Below are 14,921 nucleotides of genomic sequence, written 5' to 3'. Positions count from 1 at the left end.
TGGAAGTGCTGGGCGTATTCTAGGCAGCAGGGCGCCAGACGTCGCCCTGGCGGCGGAAGTTGTCGGTGGCGGCGAGGATGAAGCCGCTTCCCTCGCTCCAGGCATAGCGCTGGACCTGGATCGCATCATGCTCAACGCGCAGCACATTGAATGAGTTGGTCTCGCCCCGGCTGCGGGTCGAGGTGGCGGTGCCGGCCTGCACCACCAGCGCCGCGTAGCCATCCATCTCGTAGCGTTCTTCCGTATTGTGCGTGTGGCTGGTGTGCAGGTGCCCGGCCAGCAGCAAGTCCACCCCGCAGCGGGAAAACGCCTCCATCGCCATCGGCGCCCGGTCCACCAGGTCATCGTGGTCCAGGTGTTGCGGCAAATCGAAGGGATGATGGGTCACCACCACCCGCGTCACCGTGCGCGGCAGTTGGGCAAAACGCTGCCGCAGGTAGTCGACCTGGCGCCGGTTGACGCGGCCATCCTTGAACGTCAGCGAACGGGCCGTGTTCAGCCCCAGCACCGCAATCTCGTCATCCACATACTCCGGTGCCAGGTCGCGCGTGATGTAACGCCGGTATTTGACCAGCGGCTGGAAGAAGCGCGCCACCACGTTGTAGAGCGGGACGTCGTGGTTGCCCGGCACCACGATCTGCGGCATCGGCAACGTGTCGAGGTACCGGCGCGCCTGGCGGAACTGGGCGCTGCGGGCCCGCTGGGTCAGGTCGCCCGACACCACCACCACGTCCGGCCGCAGATCGCCGATCAAGGTGCGCAAGGGCGCCAGCAACTGCGTATCGATACGGCCGAAATGCAGGTCGGAGATATGGACCAGGGTTCGCATCATTCCTCCTGTGGACGAGGCACGATCACCGACAGGGCCGCCGGACGGATGCGATAGCGCAGCGGCGGCGCCATCACCGTCACTTCACCATCGGTCGCCACACGCAAGCGGCGATGGCGCGTTTCGATAGTCATCTCACGCGCCTGGAAAACATCGAACTCGCGCGCCTGGCGCAGGCGGCCAAACAAGGCACGCAGGGCCAGCTTCAGCAAACCAAAGCGGGTTGGCCGCTGCGCCACATATACGCTCAGCATACCGCCATTGATGCGCGCCCGTTCGCCGATATTGAAGCCTTCCATCTGGTATTCATTGTTACCGATAAAGACGAAAGGCGTGCGCCGCGCATGGTCGGCATCGCCCACGGCCAGCCGCACGCTAAGGAAGGGAAAGCGCCGCAACGCCGCCAGCGTGGCCCAGCCGAACGCGGTCCATTTGCCGCGCCCCAGGCGGCGCTGCTGCCGCTGCCGGTCGCGCACGATGTCGGGATACAGGCCAAGGCTGGAGTTATTCAGGAAGATACGGCCATTGACTTCGCCCACATCGATCCGCGTCACATGGCCCGCCGCCAAGGTGGCAATGGCCGCATCAAGCTGCGGCGGCAGGCCGAGGTCGCGCGCGAAATGGTTCAGGGTCCCCATCGGCAGCACGCCAAACACGGCGCCGCTATCCAGCACCACCGAGGCAACGGCGTTGATGGTGCCATCGCCGCCGCCAGCCACCACCACGCGCGCACCGGCCGCCAGCGCCGCGCGCGCCGACTCCAGCATGTGGTTGGCATCCACCGCCAGCGTCACCTCGGCCTGCAAGCCGTGGTCGGCAAAGCGCTGGACCAGCGTTGCCTGCCAGCCCGGTTCGTAACCAGCGCCGGCGCCGGCATTCACGATCACGGCCATGCTGCTCATGCCAGCCCCCGCTCACGGTGGCGGCGCAGGCTGGAAACCGCCGTCACGCACACGGCCAGCCAGCCCAGCCCTTCCGCCACGCCGGCCACCACATCGGTCAGGTAATGCACGCCGAGGTAAAGCCGGCTGAACGCCACCAGGCCCACCATCAGCACCGCCCCCAGCGCCACGCCAGCGCGTTGGGCCCTGCTTTGCGCGCAGGTCCACAGATAGCAAGCCAGCACGCCGTAAAACACGGTGGCGGCCAGGGCGTGGCCGCTGGGGAAACTATACGTGGACAAGGTCAGCAAGGGCGCATCGAAGCTGGGCCGCGCCCGCTGGTAGCTGTGCTTCAGCAGGACATTCAGCAGCATGCCGGGCGGCACGGCCAGCGCCAGGGTCAGCATCCAATAGCGCGCCTGGCGCCGCCACAAATGCCAGGCCAGCAGCAGGGACAGGAAAGCGATGCCGGCCGTGCTATGGAGGTGGGTGAACACCATCACCATGCTGGTCAGGGGCTCGCTGGCGCGCGCGTACAGCCAGTGGGCCACCGCCGCATCAAGCGCCGCCAGTTGCGCGCCGGGGCCGAGCGCGGCACCGGCAATGGCGTGGAAGGCGGCGGCGGCCAGGACCAGCAAGGCAAAGCCGGCCACCAGGTGCAGCGGCAAGCGGATTGAATCTCTCATAGTGCTCCAAAAACAACGATTAGCAAAAAAACCTGATTTTTCATCCAGTACTGTTGATTCATACAGTATTTGTGTTATTCTGATGACTCGTTAAACACATCACAGCAAAAGGATTCAGTCATGACCACGATGAACAGCACCTTCGGCTCCCGCTTTGGCCTGGAATATGCCCCTATGTCTTTCCTGGTTCGCTTCGGCAAACGTGAAGTGCTGGTGTGCCGTGATTTCCGCAAGCGCTTCTATGCGGTGAACCCGATCATCGAATGCGATACCGGCGTGCAGCCAGGCCACCTGGAAGTACTGCTGTTCAGCCGCTGGCTGCTGATTTTCTCCAAGGCCGGGTACTAAGTCTCGCACAGCTGTTCATACTGAGCGCGCAAATAGTCGCGCAAACGAATCACGACGGGCGTGACCTGCGAGCGATGCATGCAAACCAGATGTAATGGCACCTCTTCACCCATTACATCCGGTAGCAACAACTGCAAGCGGCCGGCTTTCAGGTCGGCGGTCACGTCCAACCGTGATTTATAGGCAATCCCCTGCCCTGCAAGTGCCCAGCGGCGCACCAGGTCGGCATCGTCGCTACTGCGATTGCCGCGCACCTGGACTACCTTGCCCTGGGCCGGGAAGGCCCACCTGTCATACAGCATGTCATCCAGCGCGAAGCGCAGGCAGTTGTGCCGCGTCAGCTCGTCCAGGTTGGCCGGACTGCCGTGCTGGCGCAGATAGGCGGGCGCGGCCACCAGCACGCGCCGGTTCGCCGCTGCAATCGGCATGGCCACCAGGCTGGAATCATCCAGTTTCCCGTAACGCAGGGCCAGGTCGACTGGCTGTCGGTACATATCGGCCACGCGGTCGCTGACGAATAACTGCAGGCTGATGGCCGGGTACGCCGCCTGGAAGCCGTCGAGCCAGGGCAGCAGCACATTGCGCCCCACGTCGGATGGCATCGAAATCTTCAGCAAACCGGCCAGTTCCTGCTGGCCTTGCCGTATTGCCTCATAGCCCTCCCGCAGCTGCCGCACTGCCTCGCGCGCGTGGCGCAGGTACTGCTCGCCTTCCGGCGTCAGGCGCAGCGAGCGCGTGGTGCGCGCGAACAAGCGCAACTGCAGGCTTTCTTCCAGGCGTTTCAGGGCGGCACTGGCCAGGGCGGGAGAAATATCGAGGGCGCGCGCGGCGGCCGACAGGCTGCCCTGGTCGGCAGTGCAGACAAAGATATCGAGGTCGTCCAGGCGCAGCATTATCAGCATTTCATTGAAAGTGTTTCGTTGATTTTAGTCTTTTTCTTGAAGCCGCGATGGTCCAAGATGCATCCATCGCTACTTTTTTAGAAGGACACCCGAAATGAAAGCTGTTGCCTACCGCGCCTCTCTGCCTATCGATCACCCGGACGCCCTGCTGGACGTGGAGCTGCCCGCCCCGGTGGCCACCGGGCGCGACCTGCTGGTGGAAATCAAAGCCGTTTCCGTCAACCCGGTCGACACCAAGATCCGCCGCAACGTCGCCCCTGCAGCGGGTGAGGACAAGGTGCTGGGCTGGGACGCCAGCGGCATCGTGCGCGCCATCGGCCCCGACGTGACCCTGTTCAAGGTCGGCGATGAAGTCTGGTACGCGGGCGCCCTGACCCGCGCCGGCACCAATGCCGAACTGCACCTGGTGGACGAACGCATCGCCGGCCACAAGCCTGCCAAGCTCAGCTTCGCGGAAGCCGCCGCCCTGCCCCTGACCGCGATCACCGCCTGGGAACTGCTGTTCGACCGGCTCGGCGTCAGCCGCGATTCGGCGCGCGAAGCGGGCAAATCGCTGCTGGTCACGGGCGCCGCCGGCGGTGTCGGCTCGATCCTGGTGCAACTGGCACGCCAGCTGACCGGGCTGACCGTGATCGGCACGGCATCGCGTCCCGAGACGGCGGACTGGGTCAAATCGTTGGGCGCGCACCACGTGATCGACCACAGCAAGCCACTGGAGGAAGAAATGCGCCGCCTTGGCCTGCCGCCGGTCAACTACATCGCCAGCCTGAACGAAACCGAGCGCCACTTCGGCGCGCTGGCGGAGCTGGTGGCACCGCAAGGCAAGCTGGCCCTGATCGACGATCCGGCCCAGGTCAACGTCAGCCTGCTGAAACGCAAGAGCGTATCCCTGCACTGGGAATTCATGTTCACCCGCTCCATGTTCGAAACCGAGGACATGGCGCAGCAGCACGCGCTGCTGAACGATGTGGCGCGCCTGGTGGATAGCGGCGTGCTGAAGACAACACTGGGGGAGCGCTTCGGCAGCATCAACGCCGCCAACCTGAAGCGCGCGCACGCCCTGCTGGAAAGCAACCGCGCTCGCGGCAAGATTGTGCTGGAAGGCTTTTAAGCGTCGAGGCCGGCGGCCACGCGGGCGGCATGGGCGGCCGCGCTGGCCGCGCCCGCCTGCTGGATGGCATGCTCCTGCTGGCGGATGGCCAGCGCGCGGCGGTCATGCTCGTCCACCGCCGTCATCAGCAATTGCGAGCGGCGGCATGCCTCGTTCACCGCCGTGTCAAAGCGGTCGCGGCAGCGCCGCAACATGCCTGATTCGTAGCCGAAGGCGCTGAACATGGCGCAAATCTCCACGCACAAGTCGCGCAAGGCGCGCATGGATTCGCAGGCGCCTTCGATGTCGCCACGCATCTTGCGGTCCAGGTCGATAAACTCGCTGCGGCCGTGCTCGTGGGCCGAGAGCTCGCGCACGGTTGCAGTCCAGCCTTCGATCTTGCCGCTGATGCGGCTGATGCCGGCGTTCTTTTCCCGCAGCATCAGCGCGTACTGCAGCGCCAGCAGGGTCACCGGCAGGCAGGCGAGGAAGGCCGGGATACCCACCTTCCGCATGGACGACTCCAGCTCTTTGCAGCGGCGCAGCACCGCCGCGATATTGCCGCTCAGGGAATGGTTGCGCATGGCCCGTCTCCCGACAATCCGCCATGCGAAGGCACGGCGCGACAGACCAAGTATAGGCAGCAGGCCGCCGGCGCGAACGCGCGCGGGATTGATGCAGATTAAAGGTTGGGCGATTAAGCGGCTCTAAGCGCCGTTGAGCCAGGCTTGTTCGTGCTCGCGTTCGCGGCGGCGGCGCTCGGCCGGCGCGTCGAAGTCGCGCAAGTACTGGATATGGCGGCGTTCCAGGGCCGTCATGTCGCGCTCGATGGCGTCGATCTCGGCGCGGTCGGGCGAGTGGTGCAGGTAGTTGGCCTTCTCGCGGCGCAAGCCCTCCTGCTCGTCCTGCACGGCTTGCAGGCGCGCTTCGCAGCGTTGCACGGTGCGGCGCAGTTTTTCCGGAGTCAGGCCCTGGCTGCGTAAATCCGTTTGCACCGCCAGGTCGCCGCGCACAGCGTTGGTCCGCTTTTGCAGCTCGGCGATCTCGCCGTTGACTTCTTCGATGGCGGCGGCGTCCTTGTCGGCATAGGCCTGGCGGCGGCGCTCGCCCAGCAAGGCCATTTCAGCCTCCAGCAGCTGGTACTCGTCGCGGAAGGGGCGCTCGAAATTGACCAACTGGGCGCGGCACGATTCCATCTGTTTTTCCAGCGCCACCACTTCCAGCTGCAGTTTGGCGATCGGCATGTCGTAGCGGCGCTGGGCACGTTCTTCCAGCGCCTTGTTGGCGGCCAGCAGGCGTGCTTCGTAGCGCACGGTCGAAAATTTGCGGCGCGCCTCCTCCTCGTGGGCGGCACGCAGCACGCGCTCATAAGCGCGGTAGGCTGCCGGCATGCGCAGCTTGCGGTACCAATTACGTATCCAATTCCACATAGGCAGGAATATAGCCTAGGCGGAGGCGCGTGTCATGTCTGCCAGGGCCGGGGCGAGCAAGGATGCGACATTGATGGCGTTGCTGGCATGGGGAACGGTATCGCAGCTGGCGGTGCGCGCCACGCCGGCCGCCGCCAGCTCCTCGTAGGCGCTGCCGGCGAACAGCGGATGCACGGCGACGCAGACCGGCGCCGGCAGGCCGGCTTTGCGCACGTGGCCGACGGCGGCAATCATGGTGCGCGCGGTCGATGCAATATCGTCAACGATGACCGGCGTGTGGTGCTGCCAGCGTTCGGTGTCCGGCACCGAGACTTCCACATCATGGTCGCCGCGCCGGACTTTTTCCAGCACGATGCAGGGGCAGCCTGCGCCGCGCGCCACTTCCGCCGCCCATTGCTCGCTTTCGGAATCGGGTCCGATCACCAGGGGCTGCGGCACGTTGGCGGCGATCCATTGCGAGATAAGCGGTGCGGCGCGCACCACGCGGGTGGGAATGGTGTAGATCTCGGCCAGGTCGTGGTGGCGGTGCAGGTGCGGGTCGATCGTCACCATCCAGTGGAAGACGCCCGACACCAGGCGCGCAAAATGGGCCGACGTGATGCCCTCGCCCGGATTGAAGATGGCGTCGTGCCGCATATACGCCAGGTAGGGCGCCACCAGGCCGACACTGGCCGCGCCCAGATCGCGCGCGATGCTGGCAGCGAAATAGAGGGGCATGAAGCGGTCGTCCGGCCGGTCCAGGGTGCACACCAGGACAACCTGGCGCCCTTTCACGTCCGAGTGGTAACGGACATAGGACTCACCGTCCGGAAACCGCCGCACCTGCAAACTGCCCTGCTCCCAGCCCAGCTGTTCCGCAAGTTGGGCGGTGCAGGCTTCATTACCAGGCAGTGCGAACAGGATTGGCGGCATATCGGTCTCCCACAGATTAGTGACTATTTATTCTACCTCCTACCCATATCGTTGCCCCAGCAGGGGGAACGCCATTCCGTTAATCTTGCAATTCAGGCAGCAATTCCCACGCCCTGTCGCACGGCGCGGGAATTGTGCGGCACAGCGCTCCAGAATGGCGTCCAACACAAACCATGGAGAATCGCATGACCGTTCCGCGCCAACTGGCCGCCGCCCTGGCCTTGATGTTCGCAGCCGCCGCCTCTGCCTCCGCCGCTAACGCAGCGCTGCTGCAGGAGGTGGGTGGCCGCAAGGTCGAAGTGCTCAAGATACACAAGGCGGGCAACGTGCCCACGGTCGTCTTCGAGAACGGTTCGCGCAGCACGCTCGATAAATGGGACAAGGTGATTGCCGAGGTGGCGAACGAGGCGACCGTATTCGCCTACAACCGCCCGGGTTACGGCAAGAGCGATAAACCTTCCACGCCGCGCGACGGAAAAACCGTGGTGGAGGAACTGCGCCAACTGCTGCGCGAGCAAGGCTTGCAGCCGCCGTACGTGCTGGTGGGCCACTCGCTGGGCGGCCTGTACATGCAAATGTATGCGCGCAGCTATCCGCAGGAAGTCCAGGGCGTGGTGCTGGTCGATGCGCTCTACCCCGGCATCATCAAGAAGCCGGAGGACTTTCCGCTCATGACGCGCTGGGCGAAAAACCTGTTCATGAATGCGGCAATGGCGGCGGAAGTGGACCAGATCAACAGCACCGGCCAGACCATGCTGGACTTGCCATGGAATGACGCGATCCCGATGGTGCGGCTGATTAATGTGCCGAAAGGGCCAGGCGCGATTCCGGTGGACCTGGGCGTGACCAATAACGACGACAAGACGCGCACTATGGTCAAAGCCATGTACCCCAAGGCCTGCAAGGTAATCGTGGATTCCGACCACCAGATGCAGCTGGCCACGCCCGAAGTCGTCAGCAACGCCATCCGCGACGTGATCCATGCGCGTGATGACAAGCGCCAGCCCGCCTTGCCGTGCAGCTGATCTTGCACCGAAATTGCAAATAACGCATCATTGCAGCATGAGCAGAATCATCTCCGCACTGATCGCCAGCCTGCTGCTGGCCTCCTTAGCCCACGCCGATATCGATCCCGCATTGCAGCGCGAGCTGCTACAGATGAAGGAGCGCGACCAGGCGGTACGCACCGCCCAACCGATCGATTTCGAGAAATTCCGCGCAGTGGACAGCGCGAACACGCAGCGCTTGAAGGAAATCATCGCGCAGTATGGCTGGCCGTCCATCTCAAAAGTCGGCAAGCCCGCCGCGCGCGCCGCCTGGCTGCTGGCGCAGCATGCGGACGAGGACCGCGACTTCCAGCGTTCCGTGCTGGCCCTGCTGGAGAAGCTGCCGGCCGGCGAAGTGGAGCCGCGCAATTTCGCCTACCTGCACGACCGTGTCACGACACCGCAACGCTACGGCACGCAGGGCAGTTGCGATGACTCGGGCAAATGGGTCGCCTTCGAAATCGAAGACCCGGCCGGACTTGACCAGCGCCGGGCCTCAGTCGGACTGGGGCCGCACGCCGAGTACATCCCCCTGGTCAGCCAGTACTGCTCTCGCACAGCTCCTTGACCGGGGCTGCGGGCGCGGCCTGCTCACCATGGTGGAACGGCGCGTACCAGGTGACGATGAAGGATGGAATGGTGGCCGCCATCACCAGCCAGAAGTAATTCACGTAACCCATGGCTTCCTGCAGGTGCCCGCTCACAATGCCGGTCAACATGCCGCACAGGCCCATTAAACCGGTGCCGAAGGCGTAGTGGGTAGTGGTGTATTTGCCCGGCGCTAGTTGCTGCATCAGGTAGATCATGAAGCCGACGGAGCCAAAGCCGAAAGTGAATTTTTCGATCACAACACCGGCGCCGATCACCCACAGGTTGGTGGGCTGGTAGATCGCCATCAGCAGGAAGGTGGCAATCGGGATATTCAGCACGCAGCACAGTTTGAACAGCACCGGCTTCAAGCCATGGCGCGCAAGATACCAGCCGCCTGCCAGCGAGCCGGCCAGCACGGCCAGCAGGCCATACGTGCCGTAGACGATGCCCAGCAGTTCGTTGGACATGCCCAGACCGCCCTTCGCCACCGGATCGACCATGAAGAAGGGGCCGATCTTTTCCAGCAGGCCGATGGACACGCGGTACAGCAGCGCAAACGCCATCATGGTCCAGACGCCGCGCTTCTCGAAGAAGGTCTTGAAGGCATCGCGCAGGATGAAGCCCGCCTGGCCCAGGTTTTCCGGCGTGTCGGCGGCGCGCGCGCCCTCCGGCATGACGCGCCAATGCCAGGCCGTCATCGCCAGCAGCAGCACCGCCACCGCGATGAACACCATGCGCCAGGCGCCCAGCCAATCCATGCCGTGGGAGGTGTGCAGGTAGCCGCTCAGGTAGACCAGCACGCCGGACGCCACCACCGGGCCGATATTCCAGCTCAGCCCCTGCACGCCGCAGTACAGCGACTGGCTGCGCGAGTCGAGCGAGGTGACATAGACGCCGTCGCTGGCAATGTCCATGGTGGCGCCGATGAAGGACATGATCCAGAACAGCACCATCATCATCGCCATGGCGCCGGGCATGCCCATGACCAGGGCCACCGCGCCAAAGCCCAGGCCGAGCAGCAGTTGCATGCAAATGACGAAGAACTTTTTGGTGCGGTACATCTCCACCACCGGCGCGAACAGCGGCTTGATGGTGTAGGCCAGGATCAGCATGCTCGAATACTGGGCGGCCTGGCCGTTGTCCATGCCCAGGTTCTTGAACATGATGGCCGTGACGCTGGTCAGCATGATGTAGCCCATGGCCATGGAGAAGTAGCCGGAGGGCACCCACAGCAAGGGAGAACGGTTCATGAACGTTGGGCCTTGATGAATTCGCGGTACCAGTGCGCGCTGTCCTTCAGGGTGCGCTTCTGGGTCGCATAATCGACATGGACGATGCCGAAACGCTTGGCGTAGCCGGAATCCCATTCGAAGTTATCAAGCAGGCTCCACATGAAGTAGCCCTGCACATCCACGCCCTGCTCCACGGCGCTGGCCATGGCGTCGAAGTGGCGGCGGATGAAGGAAATTCGCTCCTCGTCGTGGTCGGGCGTGCTGCTAGCCATGCCGTTCTCGGTGATATAGATCGGCGGCAGCTCGTACTCGCCTTTCAGTTTGAGCAGCAGCTCGGTCAGGCCCTGCGGATAAATTTCCCAGCCCATGTCGGTGCGGCCGTTTTCCAGCGGCGGCGTGCGCGGCGGGTCTTCGGCGCTGCAGAAGGCGCGGAAGTAGTAGTTCACGCCGAGGAAATCGATCGGCTGCTGGATCACAGCCATATCGCCCGGCTCGACATGCGGCGCGTTGCCGCCGTGGCCGCGCAAGGCCAGTTCTGGATAGCGTCCTTTGAAAATCGGGTCCATGAACCATTGTACCGAACGCGCGTATTCCCATTCGGCCAGGGCGCGGTCGTCCGCGCTGTCGGTGGCCGGGTCGGCGGTCCACTGATTCAGGACGATGCCCAGCTTGGCCTTTTTACCGACGGCGCGCATGGCGGTCATGGCCAGGCCGTGCGACAGCAACAGGTGGTGCGATACCTGCACGGCAGCTTTGGCGTCGCGCACGCCGGGTGCGAACTGGCCGTTGCCATAGCCTAGGTTGGCGGTGCACCAGGGTTCATTATGCGTGGCGATGCTGGCCACCCGGTCGCCGAAGCGGCGCGCCACTTCCGCCGCATAGGCGGCGAAGTGGTAGCAGGTGTCGCGATTAAGCCAGCCGCCCTCTTCCTGCAGGCCTTGCGGCAAGTCCCAGTGATACAGCGTGACATAGGCTTGCTTGCCCTTCGCTTCCAGCTCGTCGATCAGGCGTTCGTAGAAGGCGAAGCCGGCTTCGTTCCAGGCGCCCTTGCCTTGCGGCTGCACGCGCGACCAGGCGATGGAGAAGCGGTAGGCATCCACGCCGAGCGAATCGATGATGCCCACGTCTTCGCGGTAGCGGTGGTAATGGTCGCAGGCGACGCTGCCATCGCTGCCGTCCTTGATCTTGCCGGGCGTGCTGCAGAATACGTCCCAGATGGAGAGGCCTTTGCCGTCCTCCTGGTTGGCGCCCTCGATCTGGAAGGCGCTGGTGGCTACGCCCCAGAGGAAGTCGGGTGGCAGGCGTGTGTCTTTCATGCTGATTTCTTAGATGGATGCGGGGGAAAGGAAGGTGGCCTGCCCCGGGGGACGAGGCAGGCCGGTTGCCACGGGCTTAGAAGTCTATGCCCGCGTTAACACCGATGGTGCGTGGTGGCAGGTACTGCGCCACCCACACATTGCCGCCATTCATGGCGCTAGTCTTGATACGTTTGTCGCCGACGTTACGCACGAAGGCGTCCACCCAGAACTGCTTTGGCCCCTGGTAGCGCAGGCCGATGTCGAACTTGGTGTAAGCCTTTTGCTGGTCTTCCGGTCCCAAGTTGAAGACCGACAGCTCGGACTTGGTCTCGTAGTGCGCCGAAACACGCGGCACCAGGGAATTGCCGTCCGCCAGGCGGAAGGTGTGCTGGTAGTTCAGTTGCATCGAGAACTTGGGCGCGTGCGGCATGGTATTGCCGGTCACGTCCAGGCAGGTGGCGTTCAGCTCTGGGCAGAACGGCAGCGAGTAGTCGTTGGAACCGGCCACCAGGTAGCCCAGTTTGGTGTTGGTGTACGCCAGCGCCAGCGCCACTTTGTCGTCCGGCGACAGCTTGGCCTGGATTTCCGACTCCAGGCCCCAGACCTTGGCGCCGTCCACATTGCTGGTGACGAAGGTGTGCGAGCCATCCGGATTGGTGACCGGCGACGAGAACTGGAAGTCCTTGAAGTCCAGGTAGTAGGCTGCGTTATTGATACGCAGCGCGCCGCCCAGGAAGGTGCTCTTGCTGCCGAACTCGTAGTTGGTCAGGGTCTCCGCGCCGTAGGTACGGCCGCCGTCCTGCAGGCCGCCCGATTTGTAGCCGGTGGAAACGCTGGCGTACAGCATGTGGTTCTTGTCGATGTCGTAGCTCAGGCGCGCCAGGCCGGTCATCTTGCTGCCCTTGTAGCGGCCATCATTGGAAGGCACGCTCGGGTTGTAGCCTTGGCCCGGCTTGGTCGGGTCGATGTTCGGCGTGACCGGCAGCTGCGGCACGTTCGGGTCGTAGTTCCAGGTGTAGCCGTTGCCGCCTTCGTTGGTGCGCTTGTCCGAGGTGTAGCGCAAGCCGCCGGTCACGTGCCAGCCACCCGCCAGGTTCCAGGTTGCCTGACCGAAGATGGCGCGCGAATCCACCGTCTCTTTCGGCTGGATAAAGGAGCCCTGCCACACCACGCTGCCGTCCTGGGTGCCGTGCATGATCGGGATGTCGAAGCGGATGCCGTTGTCTTCCGCCGCATAGTAGGCGCCGATCTGCCAGTCGATTTCGCGGGTGCCGGTCGATTGCAGCTGCAGCTCGTGGCTGTTGCTCTTGTATTTGGACCAGACCGTGTTATTGGCCTGGAAATCGCCGCCGGTGGTGAAGCTGGTCGGCAGCAGGCGTCCGCCGTCCTGGTCATAGGTGGAGGAACCGGAGAACTTGGAGAAGCCGGCGATATAGGCAAAGGCGATATCCGGGTTCACCAGGTAGTCCACGCGGCTGCGCACTGTGTTTACATTACGGTGCAGGAAAGGCGCGGTGTCGATCAGGGCCGACCATTCGTCCTGGCCAGCGCGCGGGGTCTGCATCAGGTTCATGCTCGGGGTGCCGCGATCCTGGAAGCGCTCGTAGGAGATGTTCCACTTCAGGCGGTCGCTCGGCTGGTACAGCCAACTGACCCGCACGCCGCTCTGGTTCTGCGCGTTGTAGCGCGGGCCGTTGGTGACGTAGTTGTTGGGGTTGATCGGCTTGAACTTGGCCGGGTCGCCGCCGCTGGCAAGGTAGGCGGCGCGCTGGTCGGCGATCGAAATATTCGGCAAGGTCTGGTACTTCACATAGCCGTCGTGCTCTTCATGGATCAGGGCCACGCGCAGGGCGGAGTGTTCGCCGGTCGGCACATTCAGCGCGGCGCGCGCGCCCATGCGGGAGTAGTCGCCCAGGCCGCCCGACACGGTGCCCGACACCACGCCCAGCTTCGGCTTGACGGTCTGCATATTGACCGCGCCGACGGTGGAGTTGCGGCCCCACAGCGTACCTTGCGGGCCGCGCAGCACTTCAATCGCGTCCACGTCGAACAGCAGCGCGGTGGCGCCTTCTGGGCGCGGCGAGTAGATGCCGTCCACGAAGAAGGCCACTTCCGGGTCGGCGTATTCGGTCTTGGCGGAGTCGTTGCCGACGCCGCGCATGGTCATGGTGATGACGCCGTGGTCGCCCTGGCCGGTGGCCTGGAAGCTCGGCACCAGGTGGGTCACGTCCTGGATGGTCTGCACGTGGGCGTCTTCCAGCGCCGCTGCGTCCAGGGCGGTGACCGCCACCGGAGTCTTTTGCAGGGAGGTGGTGCGCTTGGTCGCCGTGATCAGCACTTCCGGCACGACGGTGGATTCGTTGTTGGCCGCCTGGGCGGCAGGCGCGGCAGCTTGTTGCGCATATGCGCCATTGGTCGACGCGAGCAGGGCCAGCACCCCGACCTGGATTGCAGAAAACTTCATTGTTGTCTCCGTTGTAGGTATGAAAACGATTTCTTATTTCTTGAAAACGATTTCATAGTACATTTCATAAAAATAAAAAGTCAACAGATTTTTTGACATCGTAGGAACAAGGCGCCACGCCGGCTGCAGCGGCATCAGCTTGCTGTGCACTGCGTTGGATTTCTGGTAATCTCGCGTGAAAAGCTTTTCAGGAAGAGAACAACCGTTGAACGCCCCCGCCACACTGACTGACGTCGCCCGCCGCGCCGGCGTCTCCCCTGCCACCGTCTCGCGCATCCTGAACGGCACCGCCAAGGTGGCCGACGACAAACGCCAGGCCGTGCTGGCCGCCATCAGCGAACTGAATTTCGCGCCCAACCAGATGGCGCAAAGCCTGAAACATGGCCGCACGATGACGATCGGGATTGTGGTGCAGGACATTGCATCGCCCTTCTTCGACGAAATCCTGCACGGTGTGGACGATGGGCTGAAAGGCACCGGCTACGCCTCCGTGATCGTCAGCGGCCACTGGAATGCCGACGAAGAAGCGGAGCGCATACGCCTGCTGCTGGCGCGCAAAGTGGACGGCATCATCCTGCTGACCGGCCGCATGACGGACGACACGGTGCTGCGCTTTGCCGAGCAGCGCCCCATCGTCTCCCTGGGCCGCGTGCTGCAAACCGAGCGCGCCGTCGGCTACAAGCTGGATAACGAACACGGCGCCTGGCTGGCCGTGCGCCACCTGATCGAACTGGGACACCGCCGCATCGCCCACTTGAGCGGGCCGGTGGAAAACCGCGACTCGGTGGAGCGCCTGGCCGGCTACCAACGCGCACTGAAGGAAGCCGACATCGCCTTCGACCCGGCGCTGGTGGTGGAAGGCACCCTGCATGAAAGCGGCGGCCTGCTGGCCATGAACCGCCTGTACGACAGCGGCCAGCCCTTCACCGCCGTCTTCGCGGTGAACGACCAGACGGCCTACGGCGCGCGCCTGTTCCTGTACCGCAAAGGCATTCGCGTGCCGGACGACGTGTCGCTGGTCGGCTTCGATGATCTGCCCGGCTCCTCCTACACCACGCCGCCGCTGACCACCGTGCGCCAGCCGCTGTACGTGATCGGCCAGACCGCCGTGCAGTCCATGCTGCGCCTGATCAACGGCGAGCCAGCGGACGGCGCGATCCCGCCGGTGGAACTGGTGGTGCGCGAGACTACGCGGCGCTCCGCATAGCAGGT

15 protein-coding genes are annotated in these 14,921 nt (G+C 64.0%); 5 read left to right on the top strand and 10 right to left on the bottom strand.

Features of this window, described 5'->3' with window-relative positions:
- Positions 1-19: 19 nt before the first annotated feature.
- Genes GTP41_RS07915 through GTP41_RS07905 form a run of 3 tightly spaced genes read right to left on the bottom strand, consistent with a single transcriptional unit; the run spans position 20 to position 2,396 of the window.
- Positions 20-829 (bottom strand): metallophosphoesterase family protein, encoded by an 810-nt coding sequence (locus GTP41_RS07915; protein WP_161025297.1) that lies wholly within the window; start codon positions 827-829, stop codon positions 20-22.
- Positions 829-1,731, bottom strand: a complete 903-nt coding sequence (locus GTP41_RS07910; RefSeq protein ID WP_161025037.1) for a diacylglycerol/lipid kinase family protein — start codon at positions 1,729-1,731, stop codon at positions 829-831. Before GTP41_RS07910 ends, GTP41_RS07915 begins: the two co-directional genes overlap by 1 nt.
- Positions 1,728-2,396: a phosphatase PAP2 family protein gene (locus GTP41_RS07905; protein WP_161025036.1), complete on the bottom strand. Its 669-nt coding sequence runs from the start codon at positions 2,394-2,396 to the stop codon at positions 1,728-1,730. Before GTP41_RS07905 ends, GTP41_RS07910 begins: the two co-directional genes overlap by 4 nt.
- Before the next feature lie 120 nt (positions 2,397-2,516).
- Between GTP41_RS07905 and GTP41_RS07900 the strand changes: the two genes are divergently transcribed.
- The gene (locus GTP41_RS07900) at positions 2,517-2,744 is read left to right on the top strand and encodes a hypothetical protein (protein ID WP_161025035.1); all 228 of its coding nucleotides are present in this window, start codon (positions 2,517-2,519) and stop codon (positions 2,742-2,744) included.
- Here the strand turns inward: GTP41_RS07900 and GTP41_RS07895 are convergent.
- Positions 2,741-3,637 carry a LysR family transcriptional regulator gene (locus GTP41_RS07895; protein ID WP_161025296.1) on the bottom strand — a complete coding sequence of 299 codons (897 nt, stop codon included), beginning with the start codon at positions 3,635-3,637 and terminating at the stop codon, positions 2,741-2,743. The genes GTP41_RS07900 and GTP41_RS07895 overlap by 4 nt on opposite strands.
- Before the next feature lie 103 nt (positions 3,638-3,740).
- Between GTP41_RS07895 and GTP41_RS07890 the strand changes: the two genes are divergently transcribed.
- Positions 3,741-4,757 carry a zinc-binding alcohol dehydrogenase family protein gene (locus GTP41_RS07890; RefSeq protein WP_161025034.1) on the top strand — a complete coding sequence of 339 codons (1,017 nt, stop codon included), beginning with the start codon at positions 3,741-3,743 and terminating at the stop codon, positions 4,755-4,757.
- Here the strand turns inward: GTP41_RS07890 and GTP41_RS07885 are convergent.
- The 3 genes from GTP41_RS07885 to GTP41_RS07875 all read right to left on the bottom strand — a co-directional run bounded on the left by GTP41_RS07885 (position 4,754) and on the right by GTP41_RS07875 (position 7,078).
- Complete coding sequence (locus tag GTP41_RS07885) at positions 4,754-5,320, bottom strand: hypothetical protein (protein WP_161025033.1); 567 nt, start codon at positions 5,318-5,320, stop codon at positions 4,754-4,756. The genes GTP41_RS07890 and GTP41_RS07885 overlap by 4 nt on opposite strands.
- A 123-nt stretch (positions 5,321-5,443) precedes the next feature.
- Positions 5,444-6,166, bottom strand: a complete 723-nt coding sequence (locus GTP41_RS07880) for a hypothetical protein (RefSeq protein ID WP_161025032.1) — start codon at positions 6,164-6,166, stop codon at positions 5,444-5,446.
- Positions 6,167-6,181: 15 nt separating this feature from the next.
- Positions 6,182-7,078: a ribose-phosphate pyrophosphokinase gene (locus GTP41_RS07875; RefSeq protein WP_161025031.1), complete on the bottom strand. Its 897-nt coding sequence runs from the start codon at positions 7,076-7,078 to the stop codon at positions 6,182-6,184.
- A gap of 185 nt (positions 7,079-7,263) precedes the next feature.
- On the opposite strand from GTP41_RS07875, the gene GTP41_RS07870 reads away from it, so the two are divergent.
- Complete coding sequence (locus GTP41_RS07870) at positions 7,264-8,103, top strand: alpha/beta fold hydrolase (protein ID WP_229502783.1); 840 nt, start codon at positions 7,264-7,266, stop codon at positions 8,101-8,103.
- 37 nt (positions 8,104-8,140) lie between these two features.
- A complete protein-coding gene (locus GTP41_RS07865; RefSeq protein ID WP_161025030.1) occupies positions 8,141-8,692 on the top strand; it encodes a DUF6624 domain-containing protein in 552 nt (183 codons plus the stop codon).
- Here the strand turns inward: GTP41_RS07865 and GTP41_RS07860 are convergent.
- The 3 genes from GTP41_RS07860 to GTP41_RS07850 form a co-directional block, all read right to left on the bottom strand.
- Positions 8,661-9,965, bottom strand: a complete 1,305-nt coding sequence (locus GTP41_RS07860; RefSeq protein ID WP_161025029.1) for an MFS transporter — start codon at positions 9,963-9,965, stop codon at positions 8,661-8,663. The genes GTP41_RS07865 and GTP41_RS07860 overlap by 32 nt on opposite strands.
- On the bottom strand, positions 9,962-11,263 hold the full coding sequence (locus GTP41_RS07855; RefSeq protein WP_161025028.1) for a GH1 family beta-glucosidase: 1,302 nt from the start codon (positions 11,261-11,263) through the stop codon (positions 9,962-9,964). Before GTP41_RS07855 ends, GTP41_RS07860 begins: the two co-directional genes overlap by 4 nt.
- Positions 11,264-11,339: 76 nt before the next feature.
- Complete coding sequence (locus GTP41_RS07850) at positions 11,340-13,709, bottom strand: TonB-dependent receptor (RefSeq protein WP_161025027.1); 2,370 nt, start codon at positions 13,707-13,709, stop codon at positions 11,340-11,342.
- A gap of 205 nt (positions 13,710-13,914) precedes the next feature.
- Here GTP41_RS07850 and GTP41_RS07845 point away from each other — a divergent pair, with 205 nt between their 5' ends.
- On the top strand, positions 13,915-14,916 hold the full coding sequence (locus tag GTP41_RS07845; protein WP_229502782.1) for a LacI family DNA-binding transcriptional regulator: 1,002 nt from the start codon (positions 13,915-13,917) through the stop codon (positions 14,914-14,916).
- Positions 14,917-14,921: the final 5 nt, after the last annotated feature.

It is taken from the genome of Pseudoduganella guangdongensis (genome assembly GCF_009857475.1).
GTDB classification, from domain to species: Bacteria; Pseudomonadota; Gammaproteobacteria; order Burkholderiales; family Burkholderiaceae_D; genus Rugamonas; species Rugamonas guangdongensis.
The sequence above is the reverse complement of the archived record's forward strand: the minus strand, read 5'-3'. Positions and strand labels throughout refer to the sequence as shown.

Excerpts from the sequence above, each read along its gene's own strand:
- GTP41_RS07865 (WP_161025030.1), top strand. The coding sequence starts at position 8,141 with ATGAGCAGAATCATCTCCGCACTGATCGCCAGCCTGCTGCTGGCCTCC.
- GTP41_RS07855 (WP_161025028.1), bottom strand. The coding sequence starts at position 11,263 with ATGAAAGACACACGCCTGCCACCCGACTTCCTCTGGGGCGTAGCCACC.
- GTP41_RS07915 (WP_161025297.1), bottom strand. The coding sequence starts at position 829 with ATGCGAACCCTGGTCCATATCTCCGACCTGCATTTCGGCCGTATCGAT.
- GTP41_RS07910 (WP_161025037.1), bottom strand. The coding sequence starts at position 1,731 with ATGAGCAGCATGGCCGTGATCGTGAATGCCGGCGCCGGCGCTGGTTAC.
- GTP41_RS07875 (WP_161025031.1), bottom strand. The coding sequence starts at position 7,078 with ATGCCGCCAATCCTGTTCGCACTGCCTGGTAATGAAGCCTGCACCGCC.
- GTP41_RS07895 (WP_161025296.1), bottom strand. The coding sequence starts at position 3,637 with ATGCTGCGCCTGGACGACCTCGATATCTTTGTCTGCACTGCCGACCAG.
- GTP41_RS07870 (WP_229502783.1), top strand. The coding sequence starts at position 7,264 with ATGACCGTTCCGCGCCAACTGGCCGCCGCCCTGGCCTTGATGTTCGCA.
- GTP41_RS07885 (WP_161025033.1), bottom strand. The coding sequence starts at position 5,320 with ATGCGCAACCATTCCCTGAGCGGCAATATCGCGGCGGTGCTGCGCCGC.
- GTP41_RS07905 (WP_161025036.1), bottom strand. The coding sequence starts at position 2,396 with ATGAGAGATTCAATCCGCTTGCCGCTGCACCTGGTGGCCGGCTTTGCC.
- GTP41_RS07890 (WP_161025034.1), top strand. The coding sequence starts at position 3,741 with ATGAAAGCTGTTGCCTACCGCGCCTCTCTGCCTATCGATCACCCGGAC.
- GTP41_RS07900 (WP_161025035.1), top strand. The coding sequence starts at position 2,517 with ATGACCACGATGAACAGCACCTTCGGCTCCCGCTTTGGCCTGGAATAT.
- GTP41_RS07880 (WP_161025032.1), bottom strand. The coding sequence starts at position 6,166 with ATGTGGAATTGGATACGTAATTGGTACCGCAAGCTGCGCATGCCGGCA.
- GTP41_RS07860 (WP_161025029.1), bottom strand. The coding sequence starts at position 9,965 with ATGAACCGTTCTCCCTTGCTGTGGGTGCCCTCCGGCTACTTCTCCATG.
- GTP41_RS07850 (WP_161025027.1), bottom strand. The coding sequence starts at position 13,709 with ATGAAGTTTTCTGCAATCCAGGTCGGGGTGCTGGCCCTGCTCGCGTCG.